Raw genomic sequence first — 25,581 nt, forward strand, 5'->3', positions numbered from 1 at the left:
TTTTCCTGCACATTGGATATTTGTGATGACAAGTCTTCTTGCCGTCCTGATTGATGGCTCGATCTATGCATCGTGGCTGTTTCTTGTTGCTGCCGGCCTGACCGTTATTTACGGCGTGATGCGCATTCTGAACATGGCGCATGGCAGTTTTTATGCCATTGGTGCCTATTCCGCGGCATCCCTGGTTGGCTGGTATTTCAACAATGGTATTGGTCCCGCATGGATCAGTTACCTTTTACTGGTCGGTGCCGCGCTGCTTGCAGGCCTGATTGTCGGTGTGATCGTTGAACGTGGATTACTGCGCCTGATGTATGGCCGCGATGAAATCCTGATGGTGATCATTACCTATGCACTTCTCCTGATCCTCGAAGACACGATGAAAATCGTCTGGGGAGTCAGCCCGTATTTCGCCTATCAGCCCTATACCGAACTTGGGCGAACGGCGTTCGGATTGCTGAAGGTCTCAAATTACGATCTGGCACTGGTCGGTGTCTCATGCCTGCTTGGTCTTGGCCTTTGGGCCTGGCTTGAACGCACCAATCAGGGAAAGGTCCTGCGTGCCGTGATCCATGACCGCGAAATCGCGGTTGCCATGGGCGTTAATGTCCGCCTGATGTTCACCATTACTTTTGTTTTGGGAACGACCCTTGGCGCACTTGCCGGTGCGTTAACAGCCCCCGCCATTTCAGTTGTACCGGGCATCGGGATCGAAGTGATTGTTCTTGCCTTTGCCGTGGTCGTCATCGGCGGCCTTGGCAGCATCGGCGGCGCAGCAGTTGGCGCCCTTCTTGTCGGACTTAGCCGCGCTGCGGCCGTTCACTATGCACCGGAATTCGAACTGTTCGTCATTTATGGCGTGATGTCGCTGGTCTTGGCGTTCCGCCCCGAGGGCCTGTTTGGCCGTACCATGGCGAGGAAAATCTGACATGCGTTTTGATAGAACTGAAATCTCGCTTGCGTTGATCGCAATCGCCTGTGTCCTGTTTGGTTTTGTATCACCCGGCTGGCTGATCTTCCTTTTGACCATTGCACTGTCAAAGGCACTTGTTGTGCAAGGCGTGGTCATGCAGATGCGTTCCGGACTGGTATCATTTGGTCAGGGCCTTTTTTACTGCATCGGCGGTTATACCGTCGGTATGGGTGGCCAATTCTTTGGCATTCATGATGCGATTGCTGCCCTTGCACTGGGCATGGCGGTTGCCATTGTGGTTGCCATGATCCTTGGCCTGCTGTTGACCCGCTATCGCGACATCTTCTTTGCGATGCTGTCACTGGCATTTTCCATGATCCTGTTTGGCATTCTGGTCAAAAGTCAGGGACTGGGCAGCACGGATGGCTTTAACGTTCATAACTGGACAGTGTTTGGCTGGGCCCCTGAAACGGGTGCTGATAGTCAGCAAACCGTCTTTACCATGACCATTCTTGCCGGTTTGGTGATCGCAATCATGATCCACCGTTATACCAAGGCCGGCATCGGCGTGATCTGCGAAGCGGTGCGCGAAAACGAAGTCCGGGTCGAATATCTTGGCCTTTCCCCGCGTTGGCTTTTGTATGGCAACTATGTTGCTGCGGCCTCTGTGTCTGCACTTGGTGGCGGCTTAACCGCCCTTGCCACCGGTCACGTTGATCCGGAAATGGCCTATTGGACCACGTCGGGTGAGTTCATTTTCATTGCCCTTCTCGGCGGACTTGGCCATGTCGCAGCACCGTTCATTGCCGCGATCGTCTTCTCGGTCGTTCGGACCTATTCGATCGAATTTGTCCCCAACACTTGGCAAATGATCCTTGGTTTCACCCTGCTTGGCGTCATCGTGTTCCTGCCCAAGGGTCTCTGGAGCCTGGTCTCACGTGAAAAGTCAGGAGAGCGCACATGACCACCATTCTTGAAACCCGTTCCCTGAACAAAGAATTCGGCGCCGTCATTGCGGCCAAGGATCTGGATGTTCAGGTTGCCAAGGGCGAAGTCGTCGGTGTTATCGGTTCCAACGGGGCTGGCAAAACGACTTTCATCAATATGGTTACCGGCTATTTGAAGCCAACGCGTGGTGAAATCCTGTTCAATGGGAAATCAATCCTTGGCCATTCGCCGCGCGCCATCACCCGTGCAGGAATGGCGCGATCATTTCAAGTTGCACAGCTGTTTCCTGAAATGTCGGTAATTGACAATCTTATCGTTGCCCTTGCCGCCGCCGAAAGCCCGCGCCCCAGTTTCCTAAGCCCGCTTCGCAGCGATGCCCGCATAGCACGCGCTGAGGAAATCTTGGTCGAGTTCGGCATTGAAAATTACCGCAATTCAAAGGTCACGGCTGTCCCGCAAGGGGCCCGTAAATTGATTGATATCGCCATGGCCCTGATCGGCAATCCGCAGATGCTTCTGCTTGATGAACCGACCAGTGGTGTGAGCATGGACGAGAAAACCGGGCTGATGGATACGGTGATGAATGCGGTTCGCCAACATGGCGTAACGGTTCTGTTTGTTGAACACGATATGGATGTTGTCGAACGCTATGTCTCGCGTGTGCTGGCCTTTTACAGCGGCGAGATCATTGCTGATGGCAAACCGGCTGCTGTTCTTGCCGATGAACGGGTCCGTGATCTTGTAACCGGCCATCGGCCTACTCATAAAAAAGGGAATGGCGCATCATGACCTTGGAAATCAAGAACCTGAATGTTTCGATCGGCAATATCCCGATCCTACGTGATGTCTCGCTGTCAGTCCCGTCGGGTCAGATGTTTGGTCTTATTGGTCATAATGGTGCGGGTAAAACCACATTGATGCGTGCCATCATGGGATTGCTTGAGATTGATGGCGGGGCCGTCAGTTTTGATGGCAAAGATCTTCGTAAGATGGCCGATCATGCGCGTGCGAAAAACGGCATCAGTTATATGCCCGAAGACCGTCGTTTAATCCCGTCCCTGACGGTTGAAGAAAACATCCTCATGCCTGCATGGACCAATGGCATTACCGATGCCAAGGAACGGCTTGAATGGGTTTATGACCTGTTGCCCGAAATTGCCCCGTTCAGGCAACGCCGCGCACTGCAACTATCTGGTGGGCAACAAAAACTGGTGTCACTTGGCCGTGCTTTGATGCCCGGTCGGAACCTGTTGTTGCTTGATGAACCATTCGAAGGTGTCGCACCTGTTTTGTCGCGCCGCCTGTCCGAAGTCATCGCCAATCTCGGCAGCAGTGGTCTTTGTGTCCTGATCTCTGAATCAGATGACAGTCATTCCGCCGATCTGGTCACAGGCAGCTACCGCATTGAACGCGGCACAGTTCACGCCGCCGACATGCAGTCCGCATAAACCGACCCGCCAAAGATGAGGTTTTCCATGTCTGACTTTACGTTTGAAACAACCCCACGCGTGATTTGCGAATTCGATGGCGCGCTGAAGCTTGGCACATTATGTGCCGAGCTTGGCGCAAAACGCGCGGTTCTGATTACCGATCCCGGCCTGGAAAAGGTTGGACTGATTGATGCTCCGTTTGAAGCACTCAAACAGGCCGGTATCGAAACACTTCTTTGGACCCGGGTTGAAGCCGATCCACCCGAAAGCACCATCCTTGACGCCGTAAAAGGGGCTTCTGATTTCAAGGCCGATATTATCATCGGGCTTGGCGGCGGATCATCGATGGATACGGCAAAACTGGTCGCCCTTTTGTGCGGTCACGATCAGAAGCTTTCAGATATTTACGGCATCGGATTGGCCAAAGGTCCGCGCTTGCCATTGATACAGGTGCCAACCACCGCAGGAACCGGATCGGAAGTCACCCCGATTTCAATCGTTACGACGCCGTCACAGGAAAAGAAGGGTGTTGTATCACCGCTGCTTTATCCTGATATCGCACTTCTTGATGCCAAACTGACCATGGGCCTTCCGGCCTCTATCACGGCCATGACCGGCATTGATGCGATGGTTCACGCGATTGAGGCCTATACAACCAAGCACAAGAAAAATGCCCTGTCTGACGGGTTGGCCATTCGCGGCCTGCAACTCATGATCAGCAATATCGATGATGCGGTTTCAACAAATCCAAGTCAGGCCGCACGCGAAGCCATGTTGCAAGGATCAATGATGGCCGGAATGGCCTTTGCCAATGCCCCGGTTGCGGCAGTCCACGCACTAGCCTATCCGCTTGGCGGGCATTTCCATGTCCCGCATGGTCATAGCAACGCGCTGGTTCTGATTGAAATCCTGAAATTCAATCGTGATGCCGCGCGCGGTCAATATGCCGAACTTGCCCGTGCCCTGCTGCCCGATGAACGTTTTTCCGATGACACAATGGCATGTGATCGCTTCATCGCCTTCATGACCGACATGGTTGCACGCATGCCATTTGCCAAAACCCTGCGTGAAGTCGGTGTTTCAGAAAGCGATCTGGATATGCTCGCGACCGATGCGATGAAGGTCGAACGCCTTTTGATCAACAATCCGCGTGAAATGACCTTTGATGCTGCCCGCAAAATTTACGCCACCGTACTTTAACGACGGAACCCCAAAATGCTTATCCTGAATGATCCCGGCCTTTGGCAAACCAAGGGCCACATCAATGGCGCATGGACAGACGCGACATCTGGTAAAACCTTTGCGGTTCTTGATCCCGCCACCGGCGAGCATCTTGCAAATGTGCCGGACATGGGTGCGACTGAAACACGTCAGGCCATCGAAAGTGCCAATGAAGCGCTTCCTGCATGGCGGGCGCGCACGGCCAAGGACCGCGCAGCTGTTTTACGCAAATGGTTTGACCTTTGCATGGCGGCCAAGGATGACCTTGCCCTTCTGATGACCCGCGAACAGGGCAAACCACTAGCCGAGGCCGCCGGCGAAGTCGTATATGGCGCGTCCTTCATTGAATGGTTCGCCGAAGAAGGCAAACGCATTTACGGCGATGTCATCCCCTCGCACGGGACTGACAAACGGATCATCACTATCAAACAGCCAATCGGCGTTGTTGCCGCGATCACCCCTTGGAATTTCCCCATGGCAATGATCACGCGCAAATGTGCCCCGGCACTGGCTGCGGGCTGCACGGTTGTGATCAAACCGGCCGAAGATACCCCGCTAACCGCCTTGGCCTTGGCCGAATTGGCGAAACGTGCCGGGTTCCCCGATGGCGTGATCAATGTTGTTACCGCATCGCACGGGGTTGAAATCGGTAATGAGCTGACCGGAAATCCGATTGTGCGCAAACTCTCCTTCACCGGATCAACACAGGTTGGCAAACTTTTGATGCGCCAATGTTCTGACACCGTCAAAAAGGTCAGTCTGGAGCTTGGTGGAAATGCACCGTTTATTGTCTTTGACGATGCCGATCTTGACGAAGCCGTCGCCGGTGCCATCGCCTCAAAATACCGTAATGCGGGTCAAACCTGTGTCTGTGCCAATCGCATTCTAGTGCAAGACGGCGTTTATGATGCATTTGCCAAAAAACTTGCCGAGGCAGTTTCAAAATTACGCGTCGGCAACGGTATGGAAGAAGGCATCACCCAAGGCCCTCTGATCAATACCAAGGCCATAGAAAAGGTCGAAACACTGGTGGCCGATGCCCTTTCCAAGGGGGCGACAGCCATACTTGGTGGCGCACGTCATCAAGCCGACAGCAATTTCTTTACCCCGACCATTCTAACCGGGGTGACGGCAGAAATGCGGATGTTCTCCGAGGAAATTTTTGGTCCGGTGGCACCGCTGTTTAGGTTCAGCAGCGAGGATGAAGCCATCCGCATGGCCAATGACACACCGTTTGGGTTGGCCGCCTATTTCTATGCCCGTGACATTGGCCGCATCTGGCGTGTTGGCGAGGCCTTGGAATACGGCATTGTCGGTATCAATGAAGGGATCATTTCAACTGAATCCGCCCCGTTTGGCGGTGTCAAAGAATCCGGTATCGGCCGTGAAGGATCGAAATACGGCGTCGATGACTTTGTTGAAATCAAATACATGTGCCTCGGCGGTCTTGCCGGAAAAACCAACTGATCCCCGATCAAGGAGCCCCACCATGAGTTTCATGTTCCGAAGTGTACCCCGCATCGTTTGCGAAGCGGGCGGGATAGCCAAAACCGGACCGCTGATGAAGGAACTTGGCGCAAGCCGTGTTACCATCATTTGCGATCCGGGCATCGTCGCCCTTGGTTTTGCCGGTCAGGCACAACAATCGCTTGAGGCTGTCGGCATCGCTGTACAGGTGTTTTCCGACGTTGCCGCCGATCCGCCCCAGCATATCGTGCAACAGGCCATTGACGGCGCCAAAGACTGGAAGGCCGATGGCGTCATTGGTCTTGGCGGCGGCAGTTCGCTTGACAGTGCCAAGCTCGTGGCCCTTTTGGCCAATAGCGATCAGACCATCGAAGACATTTACGGCATCGACAAAGCAACCGGTGATCGCCTGCCCCTGATACAGATCCCAACAACAGCCGGAACCGGATCAGAAGTCACATGGGTATCGGTAATCACCGACCCGGATAACCTCAAACAGGTTGTCTATACCCCGCAACTGATGCCTGATATCGCCCTTCTTGATGCGGAATTGACCTATGGCCTGCCACAAAAGGTTACTGCAGCAACCGGCCTTGATGCGATGGTTCATGCGATTGAGGGCTATACCAGCCGCACACGCAAAAACCCGATTGCCGATGGCATGGCGGTCACGGCCCTGTCGCTTCTGGGCAAGAACCTGATGAAGGTGATTGAAAATCCGGGCGATAAAGATGCCCGTTCAGCCATGCTGCAAGGATCGTTGATTGCCGGGATGGCCTTTGCCAATGCATCGGTTGCCGCCATTCATGGTTTGGCTTACCCACTCGGTGCACGTTTTCACATCCCGCATGGCCATGCCAATGCCTTGGTAATGGCACAGGTTCTGCGCTTTAACCTGCCTTCGGCCGGTAAACTCTATGCCGAACTCGCCCCTTGCCTGATCGAGAACGCAGATTTCGCATCAGATGAAAAAGCCGCCGAAGCCTTTGTTAAACGGATCGAAGAAATGGTCCCGGCCAGCGGTCTTGAAACCCGTCTGCGCGATCTTGGCGTCACCGAAGATTCCCTGCCGGAGATGGCCGAGGAAGTCTTTACCAAGATCCATCGCCTGATCGACAGTAACCCGCGAGATATGACCGCCAAGGAAATAGAAGCGATTTATCGCAGTGTTTATTGATTTCGCCGCTTGCAAACTGCTGTTTGCATAGTAGCACAAGAACCGGCGGCCTGTTTGGTCGCTTGGCCGCCGGTTCTAAAGTTAGCAAAAGATGATCGGGCTAGGTTAGCGAATAGCAACCGGGTTGATGATCATCTGTACAGCTCCTTTGAGTTTTGCCTGCCCCAGAACAAAGAGAAACTCGTGAGCACGATCCGCGGCCAGATCCTTGGTGACAATGTTTTCAAGGATATATACGCCGTTTTCAGCCAGAAGCTTGACATGCACGGGGAAGAAAGCACTCGGGTCTTCATGGGGAACAGCTTCAAGACCCCATGTATCTGCACCCACGGCTACCACACCCTGCTTTGCCAACCATTCCGCTGCTTCAAGTCCGATGCCCGGTTCAGTTGTGCCATAAAGCTCATTATCTTTCCCAACCAGGTCAAGCCAGCCAGTATGGATCAGAGCGACATCTCCCTTGCGAATTTCTGTACCCGCAGCCTTTTGGGCAGCCATGATGTCCTCAAGGGTAATAACGTAGCCGCCGTCAAGACGATCTGTCCCCTTGATCGCAGCAACGTCAAGCAGCACACCACGCGTCGCCATTGGTGGTACGTTTTCAATACCAAGCTTGGTCAAACCAGTGGCTGCAACCATGTCTTCAGCGTGGTTGTTGTTATAATAGGTATGATGATCACCTAGATGACCAAGGCCATCAATCTGTGTCCCCACACCGAGCCAGCCGGTGAACATGTCATCGTTATAGGTTCCGGCATTACTGCCAATTGTTTTATTGCCACTTTGCCCGGGTGAGAAAACCGTGACGGCAACACCACGCGGCGCAAACGCCGGCGTATCACGTGAAATTTCCATACCCAGTGAATAGACCCTGCCTTCGGAAATCAACTTGCTTGCTGCAAGCGTTACTTCCGAAGTCAGATAGTTTGCTGCCCCGATCTGATCTTCTGGACCAAATTGGGAACTGAACCTGTCATCAGCGGACGCAGAACCAACAATTCCGATTGCACCCAGCATCACGGATGCAAAGGTCATGATTTTTACTTTTTGCATTATTTCCTCCCTAAGTTGATAAGGACTCAGGGAAAGGCAATTTTTGTACCAAGAAAAAATGGCAGAAACCTTAGGATATCAGCATTAAGTTGAGCGGAGAACGATCATGCGCAACCCTGAAGTGATCGGTTACCGCTCAGATTGCGATCGCTTCGTCGCCGGCTTTACTTTCTCGGAAACGAACCGGAAAACTCAGATCGCAGAGTGTTTGCGATAGCCCGGTGCAAACAGAAGTCGTGCCGACGTGATCCCGGTGGTGTCTTCCCAGGTGGTGCGTTCCATCAGGAACAGCGACGCCCCCGGATCGGTGCGGAGCACCTTGGCCTCGATCTCGGTGGCATTGGCCGCGGAAAAATAAATATCGCCGCGCGTATAGGGCGCATGAAGGACCAGCCATTCATTAGCACTGATCTTTTCAAGGTCCGCTTTAAGGATCGCCGGGGTTGCTGCGACCGACACCCAACGATCTTCAAACATAAACGGCTTGCCATCGGCCAAATGAAGCGACGTGATATGGAGCATGTCGCTGTCTGCGGTTACGCCAAGATTGGCACAGATTTCAGGTGGCGGTGTGCGCCGTTCGCTAAACAACAGGCCATAGGCATATTTCTGCCCGCGGCCTTCGATCTCAAGACGAATGACCGGAATATCAAGCTTGGCACGCCGCACCGGATGTGCAGCAACCCTTGTGCCGGCCTTGCGCCTGCGATCGAGGAACCCTTCGGATGCCAGTTCGCGCAGCGCACGGTTTACCGTAGCCCGCGCACAGCCCAGTTCCTCGGCAAGTTCGACTTCCTTGGGGATCTGATCGCCGGGTTTCCATTCACGGGTATGAATGCGGCGCAGAACCTCGTCATGGACCGACTGCCAGTTTTTTTGCTGCTGGCTGTTCACACCGCTTCCTTGAGTTGTTCCATCACTTTACGATACCGGCCCGTGATCGCGTCATGGGCAATGTGGCGGCCCTCGGTCACAACGTGGCGACCGGCCGACCAGACATCACGCACCATGCGATCATCTCCGGCGAAGATATATGTATCGAGGATCGTATCGCCTGTCCGGCCGATCAGGTCAACTGCCGAACCATCCAGCGCCATCAAATCGGCCAGCGCACCGACCTCGATCCGCCCCGTATCACGTCCTGCTGCCTGCGCGCCGCCTTTGGCAGCGGCCTCATAGATACGCCGCGCTGTTGATTTTTCCGCACTCGCCAATGCGGCACGTGAATTGTCACGCAAACGTTGACTGTATTCCAGCGTGCGCAGTTCTTCGGAAACTGAAATACGGATGTTGGAATCAGACCCAACCCCGATCACACCACCCGCGTTCAGATACCGCACCCCGTCAAAAATGCCATCGCCCAGACTGCTTTCCGTTAGCGGGCACAGGCCCGCCACCGCGCCGGTTTTGGCAAGTCCAAGGGTTTCGTGTTCTTCCATCTGGGTGCAGTGGATCAGGCACCAGTTTTCATTCACATCGGCATTTTCAAGCAACCACTCTGTCGGTCGCTTGCCCCAGCTATCAAGCACTTCATCAACCTCGGCCAACTGTTCGGCCAGATGCATGTGGACCGGTCCGTCTTTGGAAAGCTTGGTCGTCGCAATCAGGTCTTCGCGCCCGACAGCCCGCAGGGAATGCGGCGCGACACCAAGAACAGTGTCGGCGGGCAGGTTTTTGATCGCGCGCGCTGATTCCTCATACAATTTCGCAAACTGGTCCGGATCGTTGCCAAAACGGATCTGGCCGGGACCCAGCGGACGCTTGTCACAGCCGCCATATTGATAGTGAACGGGCAAAATGGTCAGGCCAATACCGGTGATTTTGGTTGCTGCGGCAATGCGTTCGGCCATCTCGGCGATATTGTCATACAAATGCCCGCCGGGGCGGTGATGCAGATAATGGAACTCGGTATTATTGGCGTAACCCGCTTCCAACATTTCCATCTGAACAAAGGCAGCAATCGCTTCGACATGATCCGGGGTGAGCTGATCAAGAAAGCGGAACATCAACTGCCGCCAGGTCCAGAACGTATCACGCGGATCTGGTCCACGCTTTTCCGTCAGGCCCGCCATGGAGCGCTGAAATGCATGGCTGTGCAGGTTTGAAATCGCTGGCAGAAGGATGTCGGTTCTTGTCACACCGTCTGAAGGCGGCGTGGAATCGGTCTGAATCGCTGCAATTCTGCCGCTTTCATCAATCTCGATGCGGACATTCTGTTTCCAGCCTGCCGTCGTAAGTGCCTGTTTTGCCCAAAGAACCGTCATTGCATCTACCCGTCTTGACAGAAATAATATGTACGTACATATTAACTTTAATAACGAACTTATCAAGGGATGATGCTTCGTCATGTTGTTGACAAATGCACAAATCGTCACGGTCGATGATCAAGATGGCTACGGCCTGATTGCGCGCGGTGCCCTGGCAATCAAGGACGGCCTGATTGACTGGGTCGGCGCACATGATGCGATCCCCACCAAATATCTTGATGGTCCGACCCGCGACCTTGAAGGTCGTTTGATCACCCCGGCTTTGATTGATTGCCACACCCATGTAGTGCATGGCGGTGATCGTGCAGTTGAATTTGAAATGCGCCTTAAAGGGGCCAGCTACGAAGAAGTCGCGCGCGCTGGTGGCGGCATCGTTTCAACGGTCAAGGCTACCCGCGAAGCAACGATTGATGAACTTCTGGCAACCGCCTTGCCGCGTGTCGATGCGCTGCTGGCCGAAGGCATTTCGGTGATTGAAGTCAAATCAGGGTATGGTCTGAACGAAGAGACCGAACTTAATATGCTGCGTGCGGCCCGCATGATTGCCGATCACCGCGCGGTCCGGATCAAAACCACCTTCCTTGGCGCCCATGCCGTACCGACTGAATATAAAGACAACCCTGATCGCTATATTGATGATGTTTGCATCCCGACCCTGAAAAAGGCACATGCCGAAGGGCTGGTCGATACGGTTGATGGCTTCTGCGAAGGCATCGCCTTTAATACTGATCAGATCAAACGTGTATTTGACGCCGCGCGCGACCTTGGCCTTCCGGTCAAACTACATGCAGAGCAACTGTCAAATATCGGCGGCACCAAACTAGCCGCACATTATGGCGCGCATTCGGTTGATCACGTCGAATATGCCAACGAGGAAGACGCGATTGCGATGGCCAAATCCGGCTCGGTCGCGGTTCTGCTGCCCGGTGCGTTTTACACCCTGCATGAAACGCAATTGCCGCCAATAGACGCATTCCGCAAGCATGGCGTGCCGATGGCCGTTGCCACCGATTGTAATCCGGGTTCATCACCACTGGCATCGATCCTTTTGACCATGAACATGTCTTGCACCCTGTTTCGCCTGACGCCCGAGGAGGCATTGGTCGGTGCAACCGCCCATGCCGCACGCGCACTGGGTTTGTCCGATACCGGGTGGATCAAGCCGGGACTTCGGGCCGACCTTGCCATCTGGAATGCCAAGCATCCGGCAGAGCTATCGTACCGCATCGGTTTCAACACCCTGTTCGAACGTATTTTCGCAGGCGAAAGCACTGCCGCATAACAAATACCGCGCCACCACATCAACACGTGCCCTGAGGATAGAACATGACTGTCACCCTTATCCCCGCATCGGTCAAACTGGCAGAACTTGAACATATCTGGCGCGACCAGGTCGCGGTCAAACTTGACCCCGCTGCACGTGCCGGTGTCGAAGCCGCAAGCGATATGGTCCGCAAGGCCGCCGAGGGGAAAGAAGCGGTCTATGGCGTGAATACCGGATTTGGCAAACTGGCCTCCGTCAAGATTGCATCCGAAGACACCGAAACCCTGCAACGCAACCTGATCCTTAGCCATTGCTGTGGCGTTGGCGAGCCGCTTGATGTCGCGACCACACGTTTGATGATGGCGCTTAAACTGCTGTCGCTTGGCCGTGGTGCATCTGGTGTGCGCTGGGATGTTATCGATCTGATCGAAGGCATGCTGGCCAAGGGTGTCACCCCGGTTGTCCCGTCACAGGGATCGGTCGGTGCATCTGGTGACCTTGCCCCGCTTGCGCATATGGCAGCGGTTATGATTGGCGCAGGCGAAGCCGAATTCCAAGGTGCACGCCTTGCCGGTGGCGACGCCCTTGCCAAAGCGGATCTGACCCCGGTTGTTCTCGGCCCGAAAGAAGGTCTCGCACTGATTAACGGCACGCAGTTTTCGACTGCCTGCGCGTTGGTCGGGCTGTTTTCGGCCTGGCGCAATGCGGCAAGTTCAATTGTCACCGCATCAATGTCGACCGATGCGATCATGGGATCAACCGCGCCGCTGGTGGATGAAATCCATACGCTTCGCGGGCATCCGGGCCAGATCAATGTCGCGCGGGCCATGCGTGATCTGATGGAAGGATCGGAAATCCGCGAAAGCCACCGCGAAGGCGATACCCGCGTTCAGGATCCTTATTGCATCCGTTGCCAACCACAGGTTACCGGGGCGGCAATGGATTTGCTGCGCTTTGCCGGACAGACCTTGGAAATCGAAGCCAATGCCGTGACCGACAACCCGCTGGTGCTGAAAGAAGATGGCCGCATCGTTTCGGGCGGAAATTTCCACGCCGAACCGGTGGCCTTTGCCGCCGATCAAATCGCGCTTGCGGTTGCCGAGATCGGGGCAATTGCCCAACGCCGGGTCGCTTTGATGGTCGATCCGACATTGTCACACGATTTGCCGCCGTTCTTAACACCGGACCCGGGTTTGAATTCTGGTCTGATGATTGCAGAAGTCACCACCGCCGCGCTGATGAGCGAGAACAAGCATCTGGCCAATCCATGTTCAACTGACAGCACACCAACCAGTGCTAATCAGGAAGACCATGTATCGATGGCCGCCCACGGGGCGCGCCGCCTTGCACGGATGAATACCAATCTTTCTTACATTCTGGGTGTTGAGCTGATCTGTGCGGCACAGGGTGTTGAATTCAGGGCCCCGCTTAAAACCAGTGCCGGTTTGCAGAATGTGCTGAAAACCGTGCGCAAGGACATCGCAACGATTGAGCAGGACCGTTACATGGCACCCGATCTTGCCAAGGCCGGTGAACTTGTCACCGCAGGTGTTCTGGTTGCTGCCGCCAAGCTTTCGGGTTTTGTCGTCGGGGAGGCAGCATAACCATGACCACCCCCGTAGAAATCCATCGCGGTGATAGCCCGATTGTTTTGGGCCTGCCCCATACAGGAACTTACGTTCCAGAGGACATTGCCGCCAAGCTGAATGATCGCGGCCGCGAACTGGCCGATACGGATTGGCACATCCATACCCTTTATGACGGGTTGTTAGACGGCGCGACCACGGTGCGTGCGACGTTTCATCGTTACGTGATCGATGCCAACCGTGATCCGGCGGGTGTCAGTCTTTATCCCGGTCAAAACACCACAACCTTGGTACCGCTGACCGATTTTGATGGTGAAAATATCTGGGACGTTGCCCCGACCGAAGACGATATTGCGGATCGTGCCAAACAGTTTCACGCGCCTTATCACGCGGCCCTTTGGGCGGAGCTTGAACGGGTGCGGGCCAAGCATGGTGTGGCGATCTTGTATGATTGCCATTCGATCCGCTCACACATCCCGTTTTTGTTCGATGGCACACTTCCCGATTTCAATATCGGGACCAATCTTGGCACGACATGCGACCATACGATTGAAACGCTGACCGCCGATATCTGTTCGCAGGCCGAAGGATATACAGCCGTATTGAACGGCCGTTTCAAAGGCGGTTGGACGACGCGCCATTATGGCCGTCCAGAGATCAATCAGCACGCAATCCAGATGGAAATCGCGCAATCGGCCTATCTTTCGGCCGAAGCTGCACCTTGGAATTATGACGAGACGCGCGCGGCAAAGCTGCGCACACATCTTTCGGAAATCTTGAAGACTTTGGCCGCATTGGCCCCAGCACTAAGAGGCAAATCATGACCAATCAGAGCAATAACCCGCGTCACAATCAGCGCGACGTTTACCCGGCAACGGGAACGGACATCACCGCGAAAAGCTGGCTGACTGAAGCTCCGATGCGCATGCTGATGAATAACCTGCATCCGGACGTTGCCGAGAACCCGCATGAACTTGTGGTCTATGGCGGCATTGGGCGCGCGGCACGTACCTGGAAGGATTTCGACCAGATCGTTGCCAGCCTGAAAGAACTCGAAGATGACCAGACGCTTCTGGTGCAGTCGGGCAAGCCGGTGGGCGTGTTTCAGACCCATAAGGATGCACCGCGCGTTTTGATCGCGAACTCCAATCTGGTGCCGCACTGGGCCAACTGGGATCATTTTAACGAGCTCGATAAAAAAGGTCTGGCGATGTATGGCCAGATGACGGCCGGGTCGTGGATTTATATCGGGTCCCAGGGCATCGTTCAGGGCACCTATGAAACCTTTGTCGAAGCTGGCCGTCAGCATTATGGCGGCAGCCTTAAGGGCAAATGGATTCTGACCGGTGGTTTGGGCGGCATGGGTGGCGCACAGCCATTGGCAGCGGTCATGGCCGGGGCGTGTTGCCTTGCGGTCGAATGTGACGAAACCCGTGCCGATTTCCGCCTGCGCACCCGGTATGTCGATGCAAAAACCCATTCGCTGGATGAAGCCTTGGAGATGATCGAACGCTGGACCAAGGCGGGCGAGGCAAAATCGGTTGCCCTGATTGGCAATGCGGCCGATGTGTTCCCGGAACTGGTTAAGCGCGGTGTCCGCCCGGACATTGTCACGGATCAGACATCCGCCCATGACCCGGTTCACGGGTATCTGCCGCAGGGTTGGACGGTTGCCGAATGGCGTGCAAAACAGGAATCCGATCCCAAGGCCGTCGAAAAGGCCGCCCGTGCGTCCATGCGCGTTCAGGTCGAAGCAATGGTTGCCTTCCATGATGCCGGTGTCCCCACCGTCGATTATGGCAACAACATCCGTCAGATCGCGCTTGAAGAAGGCTTCGAGAACGCATTCGCTTTCCCGGGTTTTGTGCCGGCCTATATCCGCCCGCTGTTCTGCAAGGGTATTGGCCCGTTCCGCTGGGCAGCCCTGTCGGGTGATCCCGAGGACATCTATAAGACCGACCAGAAGGTCAAAGAACTGATCCCCGATGATCCGCACCTGCATAACTGGCTGGACATGGCGCGCGAGCGCATTTCCTTCCAGGGGCTTCCGGCGCGTATTTGCTGGGTCGGTCTGGGTCAACGCCACCGTCTGGGCATGGCATTTAACGAAATGGTCAAGAATGGTGAACTGAAAGCCCCGGTGGTGATCGGTCGTGACCATCTTGATAGTGGTTCGGTCGCAAGCCCGAACCGCGAGACTGAGTCCATGAAAGATGGCTCGGATGCGGTCAGTGACTGGCCGCTGCTTAATGCGCTGCTTAATACTGCATCGGGGGCCACGTGGGTCTCGCTGCATCATGGCGGCGGTGTCGGAATGGGCTTCTCGCAGCATTCCGGCATGGTGATTTGTTGTGACGGCACAGAAGATGCCGCGCGGAGGGTCGAACGCGTCCTTTGGAACGATCCGGCAACCGGTGTGATGCGTCACGCTGATGCCGGTTATGACATCGCACTGAATTGCGCACGGGAAAACGGGCTGAACCTGCCCGGTATTCTCGGCAAATAACTTCGATACGTAAAAGCGGGGGCTTTTTGTCCCTTCTCAACCTGATCAGGGTTTAATCAAGGAGGCTTCTTAACATGAAGAGACGTGATTTTCTGACAGCCGGTGTGGCTGGTGTTGGTGCAGCGGCCGCTGCGACCTTTGCCACCCCTGCCATCGCACAGGACAAACGCCAGTGGAACATGGTTACCGCATGGCCGAAAAACCTGCCTGGACCGGGTGTTGCTGCCCAGAAACTGGCTGATCGTATTACAACGCTTTCGGGCGGCCGCATTGAAGTCAAACTTCATGCTGCTGGCGAACTGGTTCCGGGACCGGGTGTTTTTGACGCCGTTGCCGAAGGTACCGCCGAGCTGTATCACGCGGTTCCGGCCTATTGGGGTTCAAAATCCAAGGGCATTCTTCTGTTCGGTTCGCAGCCGTTTGGCCTGCGTGCGGATGAACAGGTTGGCTGGCTTGCCCATGGTGGCGGTCAGGAACTGTATGATGAAATGTATGGCCAGTTCGGCCTGAAACCGTTCCTTTGCGGCAATTCCGGCCCGCAGTGGGCAGGTTGGTTCCGTGATGAAATCAAATCGGCAGAAGACCTTAAAGGTCTGAAATTCCGCACCACCGGTCTGGCTTCTGAAATGTGTTCGAAACTCGGTATGGCGGTTCAAGCCATGGGTGGTCGCGACATGTTCCAGGCCCTGCAGTCCGGTGCACTTGATGCCGGTGAGTTCATCGGTCCTTGGAGTGACAGTGCACTTGGTTTCTATCAGGTTGCCAAAAACTACTACTGGCCGGGTGTTGGCGAACCTTCATCGGCAGAAGAATGTGCGGTTAATGCCAAGGCATATGCCGATCTTCCCGATGATCTGAAAGCCGTGGTCAAATTTGCCTGTGACAGTCTTTATAACGAAGTCTGGACCGAGTATGAGACCAAACATGCGATGGCGTTGCAGAAACTGGTTGCAGAACAGGACGTTAAAGTCCGTATGCTGCCAGAAGACGTGATTGACGCCATGGGCAAAGCCGGTGCGGAAGTCATTGCAGAGTTGCGCGAAAGCGACGATGCCCTGACCCGCAAGGTTGCAGAAAGCTTTGTATCCTATCGCGACCTGATCGGTGGTTACATGACCTATGCCGATAACGGTCAGATGAATGCACGCGCCAAAGTGCTTGGCTTCTGATAAAAATGATATCCGGCGCAGGGACATTCCCTGCGCCGGTTGTTTTTCGCCTTGGGGAAAATCATGGAACGCCTTGCTGATCGGCTTGATCTGGTCAATCACTGGACCGGCATGACGGTGCGCTGGTTTGCACTGATCATGGTTCTTTTGCAGTTTACCGTGGTGTTGCTGCGCTATGTTTTCGGTTTCAGTTCAATCGCGCTCAATGAAAGTGTTCTTTACCTGCATTCCGGGCTTTTCATGCTTGGTGCGGGTTATACGCTTTTGGTTGATCGGCATGTCCGGGTGGACATTTTTTATGCGGCGGCCACCGACAAGACCAAGGCGCGGATAGATACGTTTGGCTATCTGGTTCTGGCGATCCCTTCGATGGCGGCCCTGCTTTATTGGACCTGGCCATCCGTGATTAATTCCATCTCGATGATGGAAGGCGCGATTTCGGTTGGCGGCATTCCCGCCGTCTGGCTTTTGAAGTCCCTGATCCCGGCCTTTTGCATTCTTTTGATTATTCAGTCCCTTGCCTGTTTGCTCAGACAAATCATTACCTTGCGCAGTAGCGTTGAAGAACGGGGTGCGCAAAGCTGATGTTGGAATATCTTGATTTTTTGATGTTTGCCGCCCTGATGGGCTGCATCCTTTTGGGTTTTCCGGTGTCGTTTTCAATTGCCGGGATTGCGGTGATTTTCGGCTATATCGGCTGGGTCACCGATACGATGAATATCGGCCTGATGGGTGCCTTCGGGCAGCGCGTGTTTGGTACGCTGACCAATAACGTCCTGATTGCCATTCCGTTGTTTGTCATCATGGGTGTGATCCTGGAACGATCAAGCATTGCCGAAGATTTGCTTCATACCATGGGGCGTCTGTTCGGGCAGTTGCGCGGGGGTCTGGGTATTTCGGTCGTGCTGGTCGGTGCGTTACTCGCCGCCTCTACCGGGATTGTCGGGGCCACGGTGATTGCCATGGGGATGATTGCCCTGCCGACGATGTTGCGCACGGGGTATAACCCGAAACTGGCATCTGGACTTGTTTGCACGGCGGGTACGTTGGGGCAGATTATTCCGCCCTCGACGCTTCTGATCATTCTTTCGGATGTGATGTCATCGGCTTATCAGCAGGCCCAGTATGAACAGGGAAAGTTCACGATTGAAACCATTTCGGTCGGGCAGATTTTTGCCGGTGCACTGATCCCGGGTCTGACACTGGTTGCGATCTATATCCTTTATATCCTGCTGCGCGGGGTGTTCCTTCCCGATGATATGCCGCCAGTCAAAAGCGATGATGGTCGTCCAAGCATGAGTGAAGTTGCCCGTGCAGTTTTACCACCGGTTCTTTTGATCTTTGCGGTTCTGGGTGCCATTCTGGGCGGGGTCGCTACCCCGACCGAGGCCGCATCCGTTGGCGCAATTGGTGCTATGCTGATGGCAGGTGTCCGTCAAGGGGCCAACCGCAATCTGGTTTTGATCGGAACCATCGCCCTTTTGATTTTGGCGGTGATGGCCGGTGTCGCACCTGTGCGGTTCCAACGCAATGATCTGACCGGTTTGGATTATGTGCTCGGTGCGGGCTATGTAGTGCTTGCGGTGATCGGGATCATTACCATCCTTGCGTGCCTGCGTCAGGCATGGAAGACCGATATTCTGAAATCTGCCCTGACCTCGACCATGACAGTCAGTTCGATGATTTTCGCCACCATTCTGACAGCCAGCATGTTCTCACTGGTGTTTATCGGACTGGGCGGTGAAGACCATGTGGCCGAAATTCTGGAATCCATGCCCGGCGGCCCGACCGGTGCGCTGGTCTTTTGCATGGCGCTGATTTTCGTTCTGGGCTTCTTCCTTGATTTCGTCGAAATCACCGTGATCCTGCTGCCGCTGATTGCGCCCGGCCTGATCATGATGGGGCACGATCCGGTATGGCTGGCAATCCTGATTGCGATCAACCTGCAGACATCGTTCCTGACCCCACCATTTGGCTTCTCGCTGTTTTACCTGCGCAGTGCCGCACCACCGGAAATCACCACCGGCCAGATCTATCAGGGTGTTGTCCCGTTCATCATCCTTCAGCTGTTTGGCATTTTCGTCATCTGGCTGTGGCCATCCCTGGCCAACTGGTTACCCAGCGTAGTGTTCTAAGGACCGAAAGACAAAAGACCCAAAAAAACGCCCCGGAAATCCGTGGGCGTTTTTTGTTTCAGGCATCAAGCGATTGGCTTTAGCCGCAGCTATCAAAACAGATCGTTATTATTCGTTTGCCACAACCGTCTGGCGCTGTGAGCCAAGCCCCTCGACCGATAGCTCGACAATATCACCGGCACTCAAAAAGCGCGGCGGTGTGAGGCCAAGACCGACACCTTCTGGCGTTCCGGTTGCAATAATATCGCCCGGCATAAGACGCATGAAGCCCGACATATAAGATATGATTTCAGCTACAGAGAAAATCATGTCAGCGGTCGAGCTGTTCTGCACAGTCTCGCCATTGACCGAAAGGTTTAAGGACAGGTTTTGGGGATCACCGGCCTCATCAGGCGTGACAATCCACGGGCCAATCGGACCGAAATTCGGTGCTGATTTTCCTTTGATCCATTGTCCGCCGCGCTCGATCTGATAGGCGCGTTCGCTGACATCGTTGATCGTACAAAAACCGGCAACGTAACCCAGTGCCTCGTCTTTACCAACATAGCTGCACGGGCGGCCGATAATGATGCCAAGTTCGACTTCCCAGTCTGTTTTTACAGAGCCGCGCGGCAAAATGATCGGATCGTTCGGGCCGCAAATGCTTGATGTTGATTTGGAAAAAAGAACGGGTTCTTTCGGTTCCGGATTGTTGGTTTCGCGGGCATGGCGGGCATAGTTCAAACCCACCGCATAAAAGTTGCGCGCCGCACCAACGCACGGGCCGATGCGTGTGGCGGGATCAATGATCGACAAAGCTGATAGATCACGATCGGCCAATGCCGACAGTTCATCGCAGGTCACCGTCTCGGGTGTAAAATCGGCAATCAAAGTGGAAAGATCGCGTATGTTTCCATCAGAATCGAGGCAGCCCGGCTTTTCATTCCCAACAGGTCCATGACGGAGAAACTTCATAGTTCTGTCCTTTCAAAAATGTTCTTTCAGTTGCGCTGTTAGGCAGAGCGCAGAATCATGTTGTTGATCGTACGGCATCCACCCGGGAACTTGCCGCACCGATAAGCCAGTTGGTGCCCGTGCCACTGATGATGTCGTCGTGATTGCCATCTAAAGTGCGTATCATGTCGGCACCTTGAAATGCTGTTCTAATAAATTGCGATTGCCGGAAAGAGGATCAGCAGGCCGACGGCCAGTACCTGAAGGCAAATGAACGGCGTGAGGGATTTGAATATCTCGCCCAAAGAGATGTCGGGCGGGGTCACGCTTTTGAGATAAAACGCGGCGGGCCCGAAAGGCGGTGTCAGGAAAGAGACCTGCATGTTCATGGCAAACAGAACACCAAACCAGACCGGATCATAGCCAAGCTGAAGAATGATCGGCACGAAAATGGGCATGGTCAAAAGTGCGATGCCGACCCAATCAAGAAACATTCCGAGGATGAAAAGGATCAGCATCATGAACAGGATGATCACCATCGGCTCGTCTGAAATGCCGGAAATCAGCTGCGAAATAAAGCGGATGCCGCCCATGAGATTGTAAACACCGACCAGTGCGCTTGCGCCGATGCCGATCCACATGATCATGCCAACGGTTGCCAGTGTGTGCAGTGCTGCATCAAGCAACATGCGGAATGAGAATTCCCGGCGCAAAATGGTCGAGACGATCACGCCTGCAACGCCGATGGCCGAGGCCTCTGTGACCGAGGCAATGCCGCCATAAATCGATCCAAGAACCGTAAAAACAACCAAAAATGGCAATACAAGGCCGCGCAGCAGTGGCAAGTTATCGCGGAACGAGACACGCTCGACAGGCGATGGCGGTGCGGCGTTCGGATCAAGATAGGAGCGCAGAAGAACATAGGCGATATAGAGCCCGGCCAGCATGAACCCCGGCAGGAAGGCTGCGGTGAAAAGGTCACCGACCGAAATATTGGCGGTCAGGCCGTAAATGATCAGAACGATCGATGGTGGGACCATTGTACCGAGCGAGCCACCGGCACAGACAACGCCGATTGCCAAGCGCTTATTATAGCCAAGGCGCAGCATCTGTGGCAAAGCGACAAGGCCAAGCAGCACAATTTCACCGCCGATAATGCCGCTCATCGCGGCAAGAATGACGGCCACGAAAATCGTCTGGACCGCGACGCCTCCGCGCAGGCGACCACCGACGAGTTTCATCGCGTCAAACAGGTCACGCGCAATGCCGGAACGGTCAAGAATTGCCGCCATCAGCACAAACATCGGCACCGAGACAAAGACAAAGGATGACACGAAACTGTAAACGCGGCTGGTGATCAACGGCACCGAGCTTGGCCCGAACCAGCCCACCGCAAAGATCAGCGCAACAAGCAATGTCACCATTGCAAGCGGCGTTCCGGTCAATAACAGCGCGACCAGAAGGGCGAACATCAGCAATGTTCCCCAGCCAATCCCCAGCGCCTTGAGGTTCAGTCCAAGATCAAGAAGATCAAACATCGTCATGCCCTTTTGGCGCTTTGGTGCCGCGTGCGTAATTGAAAGTCAGGATGAGAAACTGAACACTCATGGTAACCAGCACGCATAGCAGGAATATTTTCAAAACTGCAGGCGCAGGGGAGTTCCAGGCACTCCCACTGGTTTCCAGTGCGAAGCTGCCATCCGGGCGAAACATCGCCTTTTTCGCCATAAGCCACGAGGCCCATGCGAAAAACAGGCTGGCACCCAGACAGGCGATTGAAATGACAACATCAAGCACATGGCGCACAGGTGATCTGACAACATCGTAAACCAGGACGACACGGATATGCGTGTTGCGTGCAACACAGTAAAGTCCGCCAAAGATAAAGGTAAGCGCACTTAGGAATATGGTTGTCTCATGCGCCCAAACGGTTGGCCGGTTAAACACATAGCGCAGGAAAACCTCGGTCACGAGGATCGCCATGGCCGCAAGAATACAGATCGCAAAGGTACGTGCGGCGACTGTTATGGCGCGTCCAAGCCAACCGGCCTGCGACAGGGCTTCAAGGTGAGGCGTGCCGGTTTGCGGCACATCTGGTGCGGTAGGATTTTGGTCGGGGCGCACGGGCATGGCTGGCCAATCGTTTCAAGCAAAGTGATGATCGGATAAGGATCCGGGCGCGATTAATGCGCCCGGATATGTGGTGTCAGTCCAACAGACCTTGCGATTCCAGATACTTGGTCAACAAATCATAGACCTTTTGCGCATTTTCTGAGCTCGCAGCAACTTTTGACCACTGGGCCATTGCGATGGTACGGAATTTTGCGCGTTCTTCAGCCGACCAGTTATGAACGGTGATGGACGGATCTGCTTTTGCTTCAGCCACCGCAATCAGATCATTCATCGACAACCGGGCAACGGCGTCCTGCGCAAAGTCACGCACGGAAACAGTCATGATTTCCTGCAGGTCTTCAGGCATCGCATTCCATTTCTCAAGGTTCATCGATACCTCGACCAGCGGCATGGAGTGGAAGCCCGGATAGACAGGGTGTTTGCCAACTTTATGCAGGCCCTGCTGATGGTTGGTTGAAAACACTGTGGAGTCAGCAGCATCAATCACGCCCTTGTCGAGCGAGGTGTAGACTTCTGAATAAGGCAAGTTCACCGGTACAGCACCCGCAGCGGCAAACACTTCCTGAATGAGACCTTCCGGTGCACGTACTTTCAAGCCTTTAAGATCGGCAACGCCGTCAAGCGGACGGTCCGAAACAAAGCCCTCAAGACCGGTTGTCGTCGCGCCGACAAAATGCAGGCCGTATGGCTCTTCAAGTTCATTCATCAACTCATAGCCACCGCCGTAATTGATGAAACGGAACATTTCATCAGGCGAAGCCCATGCGCCGATCGGGTTGGCAACAAGGCCGAACGCCGGGTCTTTACCGGAGAAATAGCTTACATCGGTGATGTGGCCATCTAGAATACCGGAGCCGACAGCTTCCTGTGTCTCGCTGTAATTGACAACCGCGCCGACGGGCAGAAGTTCGATCGCAATGCGACCGCCCGACATTTTATTAACGCGTTCGGTCCACTCTTTTTGAATGGCAAAGTTCGGGTTACCTGCCGGATCAACCGACTGGAATGTAAGTTCAAATTCCTGCGCAGCGGCAGCAGTACCGCTGAGCAGAAGTGCCGCAAAAGCTAGGCTTATATGTGTTCTTTTCATATTTATTTCCTCCCTGATTAAAGCATGTTTTAGCGATCCCATGCCTTTGGACCATGTCGTAAATCAGTTTGTTTACCCTGCGCCCAAATCAGGCAGCGCCGCTTAGACGGGTTTGCGCCGGCGCGTTAACCAGATTACGCAACGTGCCGTCACGCAGATATTGCATCGCGGTTTCAACCGAAAGACGGCGCGCATCGGCCACACTTTCAGGGCTCGACCACGCTGCATGGGGGGTCAAGAACAACCGCTCGCCAACAATCGGATCCTTGCCATTGGCATAGGCCAGCGCGATGGCGTCTTCGGGTGCTGGCGGCTCTACCGGCAGCACATCAATGCCCGCACCGGCAATCGTGCCGTTTCGCAAGGCATCCAGCAGGGCTTCAATGTCGATAATCGCGCCGCGCGCGGTGTTGATCAGTATCGCATGGGGCTGCATCATGGCCAGCCTTTCAGCGTTGATCATTTTGTGGCTTTCAGTCGTGAGCGGGCAGTGCAGGCTGACGACATCACTTTGCCCGAGTAGGTCTTCAAGGCGATCACAGCGATCAACACCGGCGGCAATTTCAGTGCCCCGCGATACCAGCGGATCATAGGCCAGAACGCGCATGCCAAATGCTTTTGCCCGAAGGGCTGCGGCAATGCCAATGCGGCCAAGACCAACAACGCCGAATGTTTTGCCACGGAGCCGCCCCAGCAACGGGGCACGGGCATGGTCAAAGCCATCCCGCGGTGAGTCCATCAGGTTTCTGTGGTAGGAGCCAATACCGCGGCGCATGGTCAGCATCAGCGCGATGGCATGATCGGCAACCTCGCTTGTGCCGTAGTCCGGCGTATTGCACACAGGAATACCGGCTTCGGCAGCCGCATCCAGATCGATATGGTCAAAGCCGACACCGGCGCGAACAATGATCTTGCAGCGATCAAGCTTTGCAATCACCTCGCGGGTGACCTTCATTTCGTGCCACACAACCATCGCATCGCATTTGCCCAGCACATCTGCCGGAATGTTATCTGGCGACCGTTCCCGGAAAATGTTCCAGTCGACCTGATCGCCGGAGGTACGACGCTCAATCGTCGCGTCGTCTGGATACTGGGCATCGGGCGTAAGTAGGCGAAAGCGTGACATAAGGACCTCTTTGGCGTTCGTCGGCATCAGGTTTAATCAAATTGTCATTCTAGAATTCTAGAATTTTAATATCTTGTCAACATTGTTTTTTTGGTGTTTGATAGCTGAGCAAAATCAGGGGATTGATGGCAAATGGTGTCACCACGGAACTGATCTGAAAATGCGAAGGAGAGTGCCGTGTCGCTCACTCAAGAGGCTTGTGAACGGCTTCGCGATGCGATTGTATCGGGCAAGTTTGAATTTGGCGAACGGCTGTCCGAAGAACAGATTGCCCGTGCGCTCGGCATGAGCAAAGCACCCGTGCGCGCAGCGTTCACAGATCTGCGCGATATGGGGCTGGTCAGCATTGTACCGCAGGCAGGCACATATGTTTTCACGCCCACACCGCAAGAAGTCAAAGAGATGAGCCATTTTCGCGCGATGCTGGAACGCGAGGCACTCGGCAGTGCGCTGGCACGTGATCCGGACGGTCTTGTGCAGGGGCTTTCAGCGGCAATCGTGCAAATGCAGCACGCGATTGATGTTCAGGAATTCACGCTTTACAGCCGTGCTGACAGTGCCTATCACCGTGAGATCCTGCGTCATGCCGGCAACCGCTATCTGGAAAAAGCGTACGATCTGACCGCCACCGCGCTGGAAGCTCTGCGTGCCCATTTGCAATCTGGCGAAGGTGATTTCTGGCAGCGTTCCTTTGCCGAACACACCCAGATGCGCGATTTGATGGCCAAACGCCAGTTTGATGAAGCACAGGCCTTGCTCGAAGAGCATATTCTGGTGATCAACCGATCAATCTCACTGCCTTCTGCGAACATCAACCAGCGCACCAAAAGCCGCCGACGCTCTGATGAAGAATATACAAAATTGCTTTCATAATCGCTTTTAGCGCGGCCTTAAGAGATCGGGATAAAAGTGATTGCAACAAAGCGTATTCGTGCGGCTATTTGATTTCTGCAATCTTTCCAATGGACTTCGCTGGCATAGGAAGCCGTACTGCTCCTGTCCTCATAGGGCCTGATCGCTTTTCACCCTGTTGCGGGCTTCGTCAGCCCAAGCCCGAAGGTCGGCTTTAACGACTAAGCCGCAAAACGCGGTTGCGCCCAGCATTCCGAAACACGTTTACGGAATGGGCCGCTTTGAAAATCCGGAATGAGATTTTTTGGCGCGAT

General features: G+C 54.5%; 23 protein-coding genes. 15 read left to right on the forward strand and 8 right to left on the reverse strand.

Annotated features, from left to right (window positions below):
• Window positions 1-25: 25 nt before the first annotated feature.
• Genes ACQ0MK_RS14285 through ACQ0MK_RS14315 form a run of 7 tightly spaced genes read left to right on the forward strand, consistent with a single transcriptional unit; the run spans window position 26 to window position 7,153 of the window.
• Window positions 26-925 (forward strand): branched-chain amino acid ABC transporter permease, encoded by a 900-nt coding sequence (locus ACQ0MK_RS14285; RefSeq protein ID WP_350043541.1) that lies wholly within the window; start codon window positions 26-28, stop codon window positions 923-925.
• A 1-nt stretch (window position 926) separates the two neighbouring features.
• Complete coding sequence (locus tag ACQ0MK_RS14290; protein ID WP_430473191.1) at window positions 927-1,874, forward strand: branched-chain amino acid ABC transporter permease; 948 nt, start codon at window positions 927-929, stop codon at window positions 1,872-1,874.
• A complete protein-coding gene (locus tag ACQ0MK_RS14295; RefSeq protein ID WP_430473192.1) occupies window positions 1,871-2,647 on the forward strand; it encodes an ABC transporter ATP-binding protein in 777 nt (258 codons plus the stop codon). The genes ACQ0MK_RS14290 and ACQ0MK_RS14295 overlap by 4 nt, the downstream gene beginning before the upstream one ends.
• On the forward strand, window positions 2,644-3,306 hold the full coding sequence (locus tag ACQ0MK_RS14300; RefSeq protein ID WP_430473193.1) for an ATP-binding cassette domain-containing protein: 663 nt from the start codon (window positions 2,644-2,646) through the stop codon (window positions 3,304-3,306). The genes ACQ0MK_RS14295 and ACQ0MK_RS14300 overlap by 4 nt, the downstream gene beginning before the upstream one ends.
• Window positions 3,307-3,333: 27 nt before the next feature.
• Window positions 3,334-4,488: an iron-containing alcohol dehydrogenase gene (locus ACQ0MK_RS14305; RefSeq protein WP_430473194.1), complete on the forward strand. Its 1,155-nt coding sequence runs from the start codon at window positions 3,334-3,336 to the stop codon at window positions 4,486-4,488.
• Between the two features lie 15 nt (window positions 4,489-4,503).
• Window positions 4,504-5,976, forward strand: a complete 1,473-nt coding sequence (locus tag ACQ0MK_RS14310; RefSeq protein ID WP_430473195.1) for an NAD-dependent succinate-semialdehyde dehydrogenase — start codon at window positions 4,504-4,506, stop codon at window positions 5,974-5,976.
• Window positions 5,977-5,998: 22 nt separating this feature from the next.
• Window positions 5,999-7,153: an iron-containing alcohol dehydrogenase gene (locus ACQ0MK_RS14315; protein WP_430473196.1), complete on the forward strand. Its 1,155-nt coding sequence runs from the start codon at window positions 5,999-6,001 to the stop codon at window positions 7,151-7,153.
• Window positions 7,154-7,258: 105 nt separating this feature from the next.
• Here ACQ0MK_RS14315 and ACQ0MK_RS14320 read toward each other — a convergent pair whose 3' ends face one another.
• The 3 genes from ACQ0MK_RS14320 to ACQ0MK_RS14330 all read right to left on the reverse strand — a co-directional run bounded on the left by ACQ0MK_RS14320 (window position 7,259) and on the right by ACQ0MK_RS14330 (window position 10,470).
• Complete coding sequence (locus ACQ0MK_RS14320; RefSeq protein WP_430473197.1) at window positions 7,259-8,206, reverse strand: cyclase family protein; 948 nt, start codon at window positions 8,204-8,206, stop codon at window positions 7,259-7,261.
• Window positions 8,207-8,398: 192 nt separating this feature from the next.
• Window positions 8,399-9,100, reverse strand: coding sequence for a GntR family transcriptional regulator (locus tag ACQ0MK_RS14325; RefSeq protein WP_350043533.1), 702 nt, complete (start codon window positions 9,098-9,100; stop codon window positions 8,399-8,401).
• Window positions 9,097-10,470 carry a formimidoylglutamate deiminase gene (locus ACQ0MK_RS14330; protein WP_430473198.1) on the reverse strand — a complete coding sequence of 458 codons (1,374 nt, stop codon included), beginning with the start codon at window positions 10,468-10,470 and terminating at the stop codon, window positions 9,097-9,099. Before ACQ0MK_RS14330 ends, ACQ0MK_RS14325 begins: the two co-directional genes overlap by 4 nt.
• An 82-nt stretch (window positions 10,471-10,552) precedes the next feature.
• Between ACQ0MK_RS14330 and hutI the strand changes: the two genes are divergently transcribed.
• The 7 genes from hutI (at window position 10,553) to ACQ0MK_RS14365 (ending at window position 19,133) form a co-directional block, all read left to right on the forward strand.
• Entirely contained in the window at window positions 10,553-11,755 is a 1,203-nt protein-coding gene (hutI, locus tag ACQ0MK_RS14335; protein WP_430473199.1) for an imidazolonepropionase, read from the forward strand.
• 44 nt (window positions 11,756-11,799) lie between these two features.
• On the forward strand, window positions 11,800-13,341 hold the full coding sequence (gene hutH / locus ACQ0MK_RS14340; RefSeq protein ID WP_430473200.1) for a histidine ammonia-lyase: 1,542 nt from the start codon (window positions 11,800-11,802) through the stop codon (window positions 13,339-13,341).
• 2 nt (window positions 13,342-13,343) lie between these two features.
• Window positions 13,344-14,147, forward strand: a complete 804-nt coding sequence (hutG, locus tag ACQ0MK_RS14345; RefSeq protein WP_430473201.1) for an N-formylglutamate deformylase — start codon at window positions 13,344-13,346, stop codon at window positions 14,145-14,147.
• A complete protein-coding gene (gene hutU, locus ACQ0MK_RS14350) occupies window positions 14,144-15,829 on the forward strand; it encodes a urocanate hydratase (RefSeq protein ID WP_430473202.1) in 1,686 nt (561 codons plus the stop codon). Before hutG ends, hutU begins: the two co-directional genes overlap by 4 nt.
• Window positions 15,830-15,903: 74 nt before the next feature.
• Window positions 15,904-16,998: a TRAP transporter substrate-binding protein gene (locus ACQ0MK_RS14355; protein ID WP_350043527.1), complete on the forward strand. Its 1,095-nt coding sequence runs from the start codon at window positions 15,904-15,906 to the stop codon at window positions 16,996-16,998.
• A gap of 63 nt (window positions 16,999-17,061) precedes the next feature.
• Entirely contained in the window at window positions 17,062-17,583 is a 522-nt protein-coding gene (locus ACQ0MK_RS14360; RefSeq protein ID WP_430473203.1) for a TRAP transporter small permease subunit, read from the forward strand.
• Between the two features lie 2 nt (window positions 17,584-17,585).
• Window positions 17,586-19,133, forward strand: a complete 1,548-nt coding sequence (locus tag ACQ0MK_RS14365) for a TRAP transporter large permease (RefSeq protein WP_430476032.1) — start codon at window positions 17,586-17,588, stop codon at window positions 19,131-19,133.
• A gap of 108 nt (window positions 19,134-19,241) precedes the next feature.
• Here the strand turns inward: ACQ0MK_RS14365 and ACQ0MK_RS14370 are convergent, their stop codons facing one another.
• From ACQ0MK_RS14370 to ACQ0MK_RS14390, 5 genes are all read right to left on the reverse strand, one after another.
• Window positions 19,242-20,087 (reverse strand): fumarylacetoacetate hydrolase family protein, encoded by an 846-nt coding sequence (locus ACQ0MK_RS14370; protein WP_430473204.1) that lies wholly within the window; start codon window positions 20,085-20,087, stop codon window positions 19,242-19,244.
• Between the two features lie 188 nt (window positions 20,088-20,275).
• A complete protein-coding gene (locus tag ACQ0MK_RS14375) occupies window positions 20,276-21,604 on the reverse strand; it encodes a TRAP transporter large permease (protein ID WP_430473205.1) in 1,329 nt (442 codons plus the stop codon).
• Window positions 21,597-22,196, reverse strand: coding sequence for a TRAP transporter small permease subunit (locus tag ACQ0MK_RS14380; RefSeq protein ID WP_430473206.1), 600 nt, complete (start codon window positions 22,194-22,196; stop codon window positions 21,597-21,599). The genes ACQ0MK_RS14375 and ACQ0MK_RS14380 overlap by 8 nt, the downstream gene beginning before the upstream one ends.
• 76 nt (window positions 22,197-22,272) lie before the next feature.
• Complete coding sequence (locus ACQ0MK_RS14385) at window positions 22,273-23,289, reverse strand: TRAP transporter substrate-binding protein (RefSeq protein WP_430473207.1); 1,017 nt, start codon at window positions 23,287-23,289, stop codon at window positions 22,273-22,275.
• 88 nt (window positions 23,290-23,377) lie between these two features.
• Entirely contained in the window at window positions 23,378-24,415 is a 1,038-nt protein-coding gene (locus ACQ0MK_RS14390; RefSeq protein WP_430473208.1) for a C-terminal binding protein, read from the reverse strand.
• Between the two features lie 177 nt (window positions 24,416-24,592).
• On the opposite strand from ACQ0MK_RS14390, the gene ACQ0MK_RS14395 reads away from it, so the two are divergent.
• A complete protein-coding gene (locus ACQ0MK_RS14395; RefSeq protein ID WP_430473209.1) occupies window positions 24,593-25,288 on the forward strand; it encodes a GntR family transcriptional regulator in 696 nt (231 codons plus the stop codon).
• The last annotated feature ends 293 nt before the right edge of the window (window positions 25,289-25,581 follow it).

The sequence above is a fragment of the Thalassospira lucentensis genome (assembly GCF_050516545.1).
GTDB classification, from domain to species: domain Bacteria; phylum Pseudomonadota; class Alphaproteobacteria; order Rhodospirillales; family Thalassospiraceae; genus Thalassospira; species Thalassospira lucentensis_C.

What these genes read in the sequence shown, in the direction of transcription:
- ACQ0MK_RS14285 (WP_350043541.1), top strand. Translation starts at nt 26, where the DNA reads ATGACAAGTCTTCTTGCCGTCCTGATTGATGGCTCGATCTATGCATCG.
- ACQ0MK_RS14290 (WP_430473191.1), top strand. Translation starts at nt 927, where the DNA reads ATGCGTTTTGATAGAACTGAAATCTCGCTTGCGTTGATCGCAATCGCC.
- ACQ0MK_RS14295 (WP_430473192.1), top strand. Translation starts at nt 1,871, where the DNA reads ATGACCACCATTCTTGAAACCCGTTCCCTGAACAAAGAATTCGGCGCC.
- ACQ0MK_RS14300 (WP_430473193.1), top strand. Translation starts at nt 2,644, where the DNA reads ATGACCTTGGAAATCAAGAACCTGAATGTTTCGATCGGCAATATCCCG.
- ACQ0MK_RS14305 (WP_430473194.1), top strand. Translation starts at nt 3,334, where the DNA reads ATGTCTGACTTTACGTTTGAAACAACCCCACGCGTGATTTGCGAATTC.
- ACQ0MK_RS14310 (WP_430473195.1), top strand. Translation starts at nt 4,504, where the DNA reads ATGCTTATCCTGAATGATCCCGGCCTTTGGCAAACCAAGGGCCACATC.
- ACQ0MK_RS14315 (WP_430473196.1), top strand. Translation starts at nt 5,999, where the DNA reads ATGAGTTTCATGTTCCGAAGTGTACCCCGCATCGTTTGCGAAGCGGGC.
- ACQ0MK_RS14320 (WP_430473197.1), bottom strand. Translation starts at nt 8,206, where the DNA reads ATGCAAAAAGTAAAAATCATGACCTTTGCATCCGTGATGCTGGGTGCA.
- ACQ0MK_RS14330 (WP_430473198.1), bottom strand. Translation starts at nt 10,470, where the DNA reads ATGACGGTTCTTTGGGCAAAACAGGCACTTACGACGGCAGGCTGGAAA.
- hutI (WP_430473199.1), top strand. Translation starts at nt 10,553, where the DNA reads ATGTTGTTGACAAATGCACAAATCGTCACGGTCGATGATCAAGATGGC.
- hutH (WP_430473200.1), top strand. Translation starts at nt 11,800, where the DNA reads ATGACTGTCACCCTTATCCCCGCATCGGTCAAACTGGCAGAACTTGAA.
- hutG (WP_430473201.1), top strand. Translation starts at nt 13,344, where the DNA reads ATGACCACCCCCGTAGAAATCCATCGCGGTGATAGCCCGATTGTTTTG.
- hutU (WP_430473202.1), top strand. Translation starts at nt 14,144, where the DNA reads ATGACCAATCAGAGCAATAACCCGCGTCACAATCAGCGCGACGTTTAC.
- ACQ0MK_RS14355 (WP_350043527.1), top strand. Translation starts at nt 15,904, where the DNA reads ATGAAGAGACGTGATTTTCTGACAGCCGGTGTGGCTGGTGTTGGTGCA.
- ACQ0MK_RS14360 (WP_430473203.1), top strand. Translation starts at nt 17,062, where the DNA reads ATGGAACGCCTTGCTGATCGGCTTGATCTGGTCAATCACTGGACCGGC.
- ACQ0MK_RS14370 (WP_430473204.1), bottom strand. Translation starts at nt 20,087, where the DNA reads ATGAAGTTTCTCCGTCATGGACCTGTTGGGAATGAAAAGCCGGGCTGC.
- ACQ0MK_RS14375 (WP_430473205.1), bottom strand. Translation starts at nt 21,604, where the DNA reads ATGTTTGATCTTCTTGATCTTGGACTGAACCTCAAGGCGCTGGGGATT.
- ACQ0MK_RS14380 (WP_430473206.1), bottom strand. Translation starts at nt 22,196, where the DNA reads ATGCCCGTGCGCCCCGACCAAAATCCTACCGCACCAGATGTGCCGCAA.
- ACQ0MK_RS14385 (WP_430473207.1), bottom strand. Translation starts at nt 23,289, where the DNA reads ATGAAAAGAACACATATAAGCCTAGCTTTTGCGGCACTTCTGCTCAGC.
- ACQ0MK_RS14390 (WP_430473208.1), bottom strand. Translation starts at nt 24,415, where the DNA reads ATGTCACGCTTTCGCCTACTTACGCCCGATGCCCAGTATCCAGACGAC.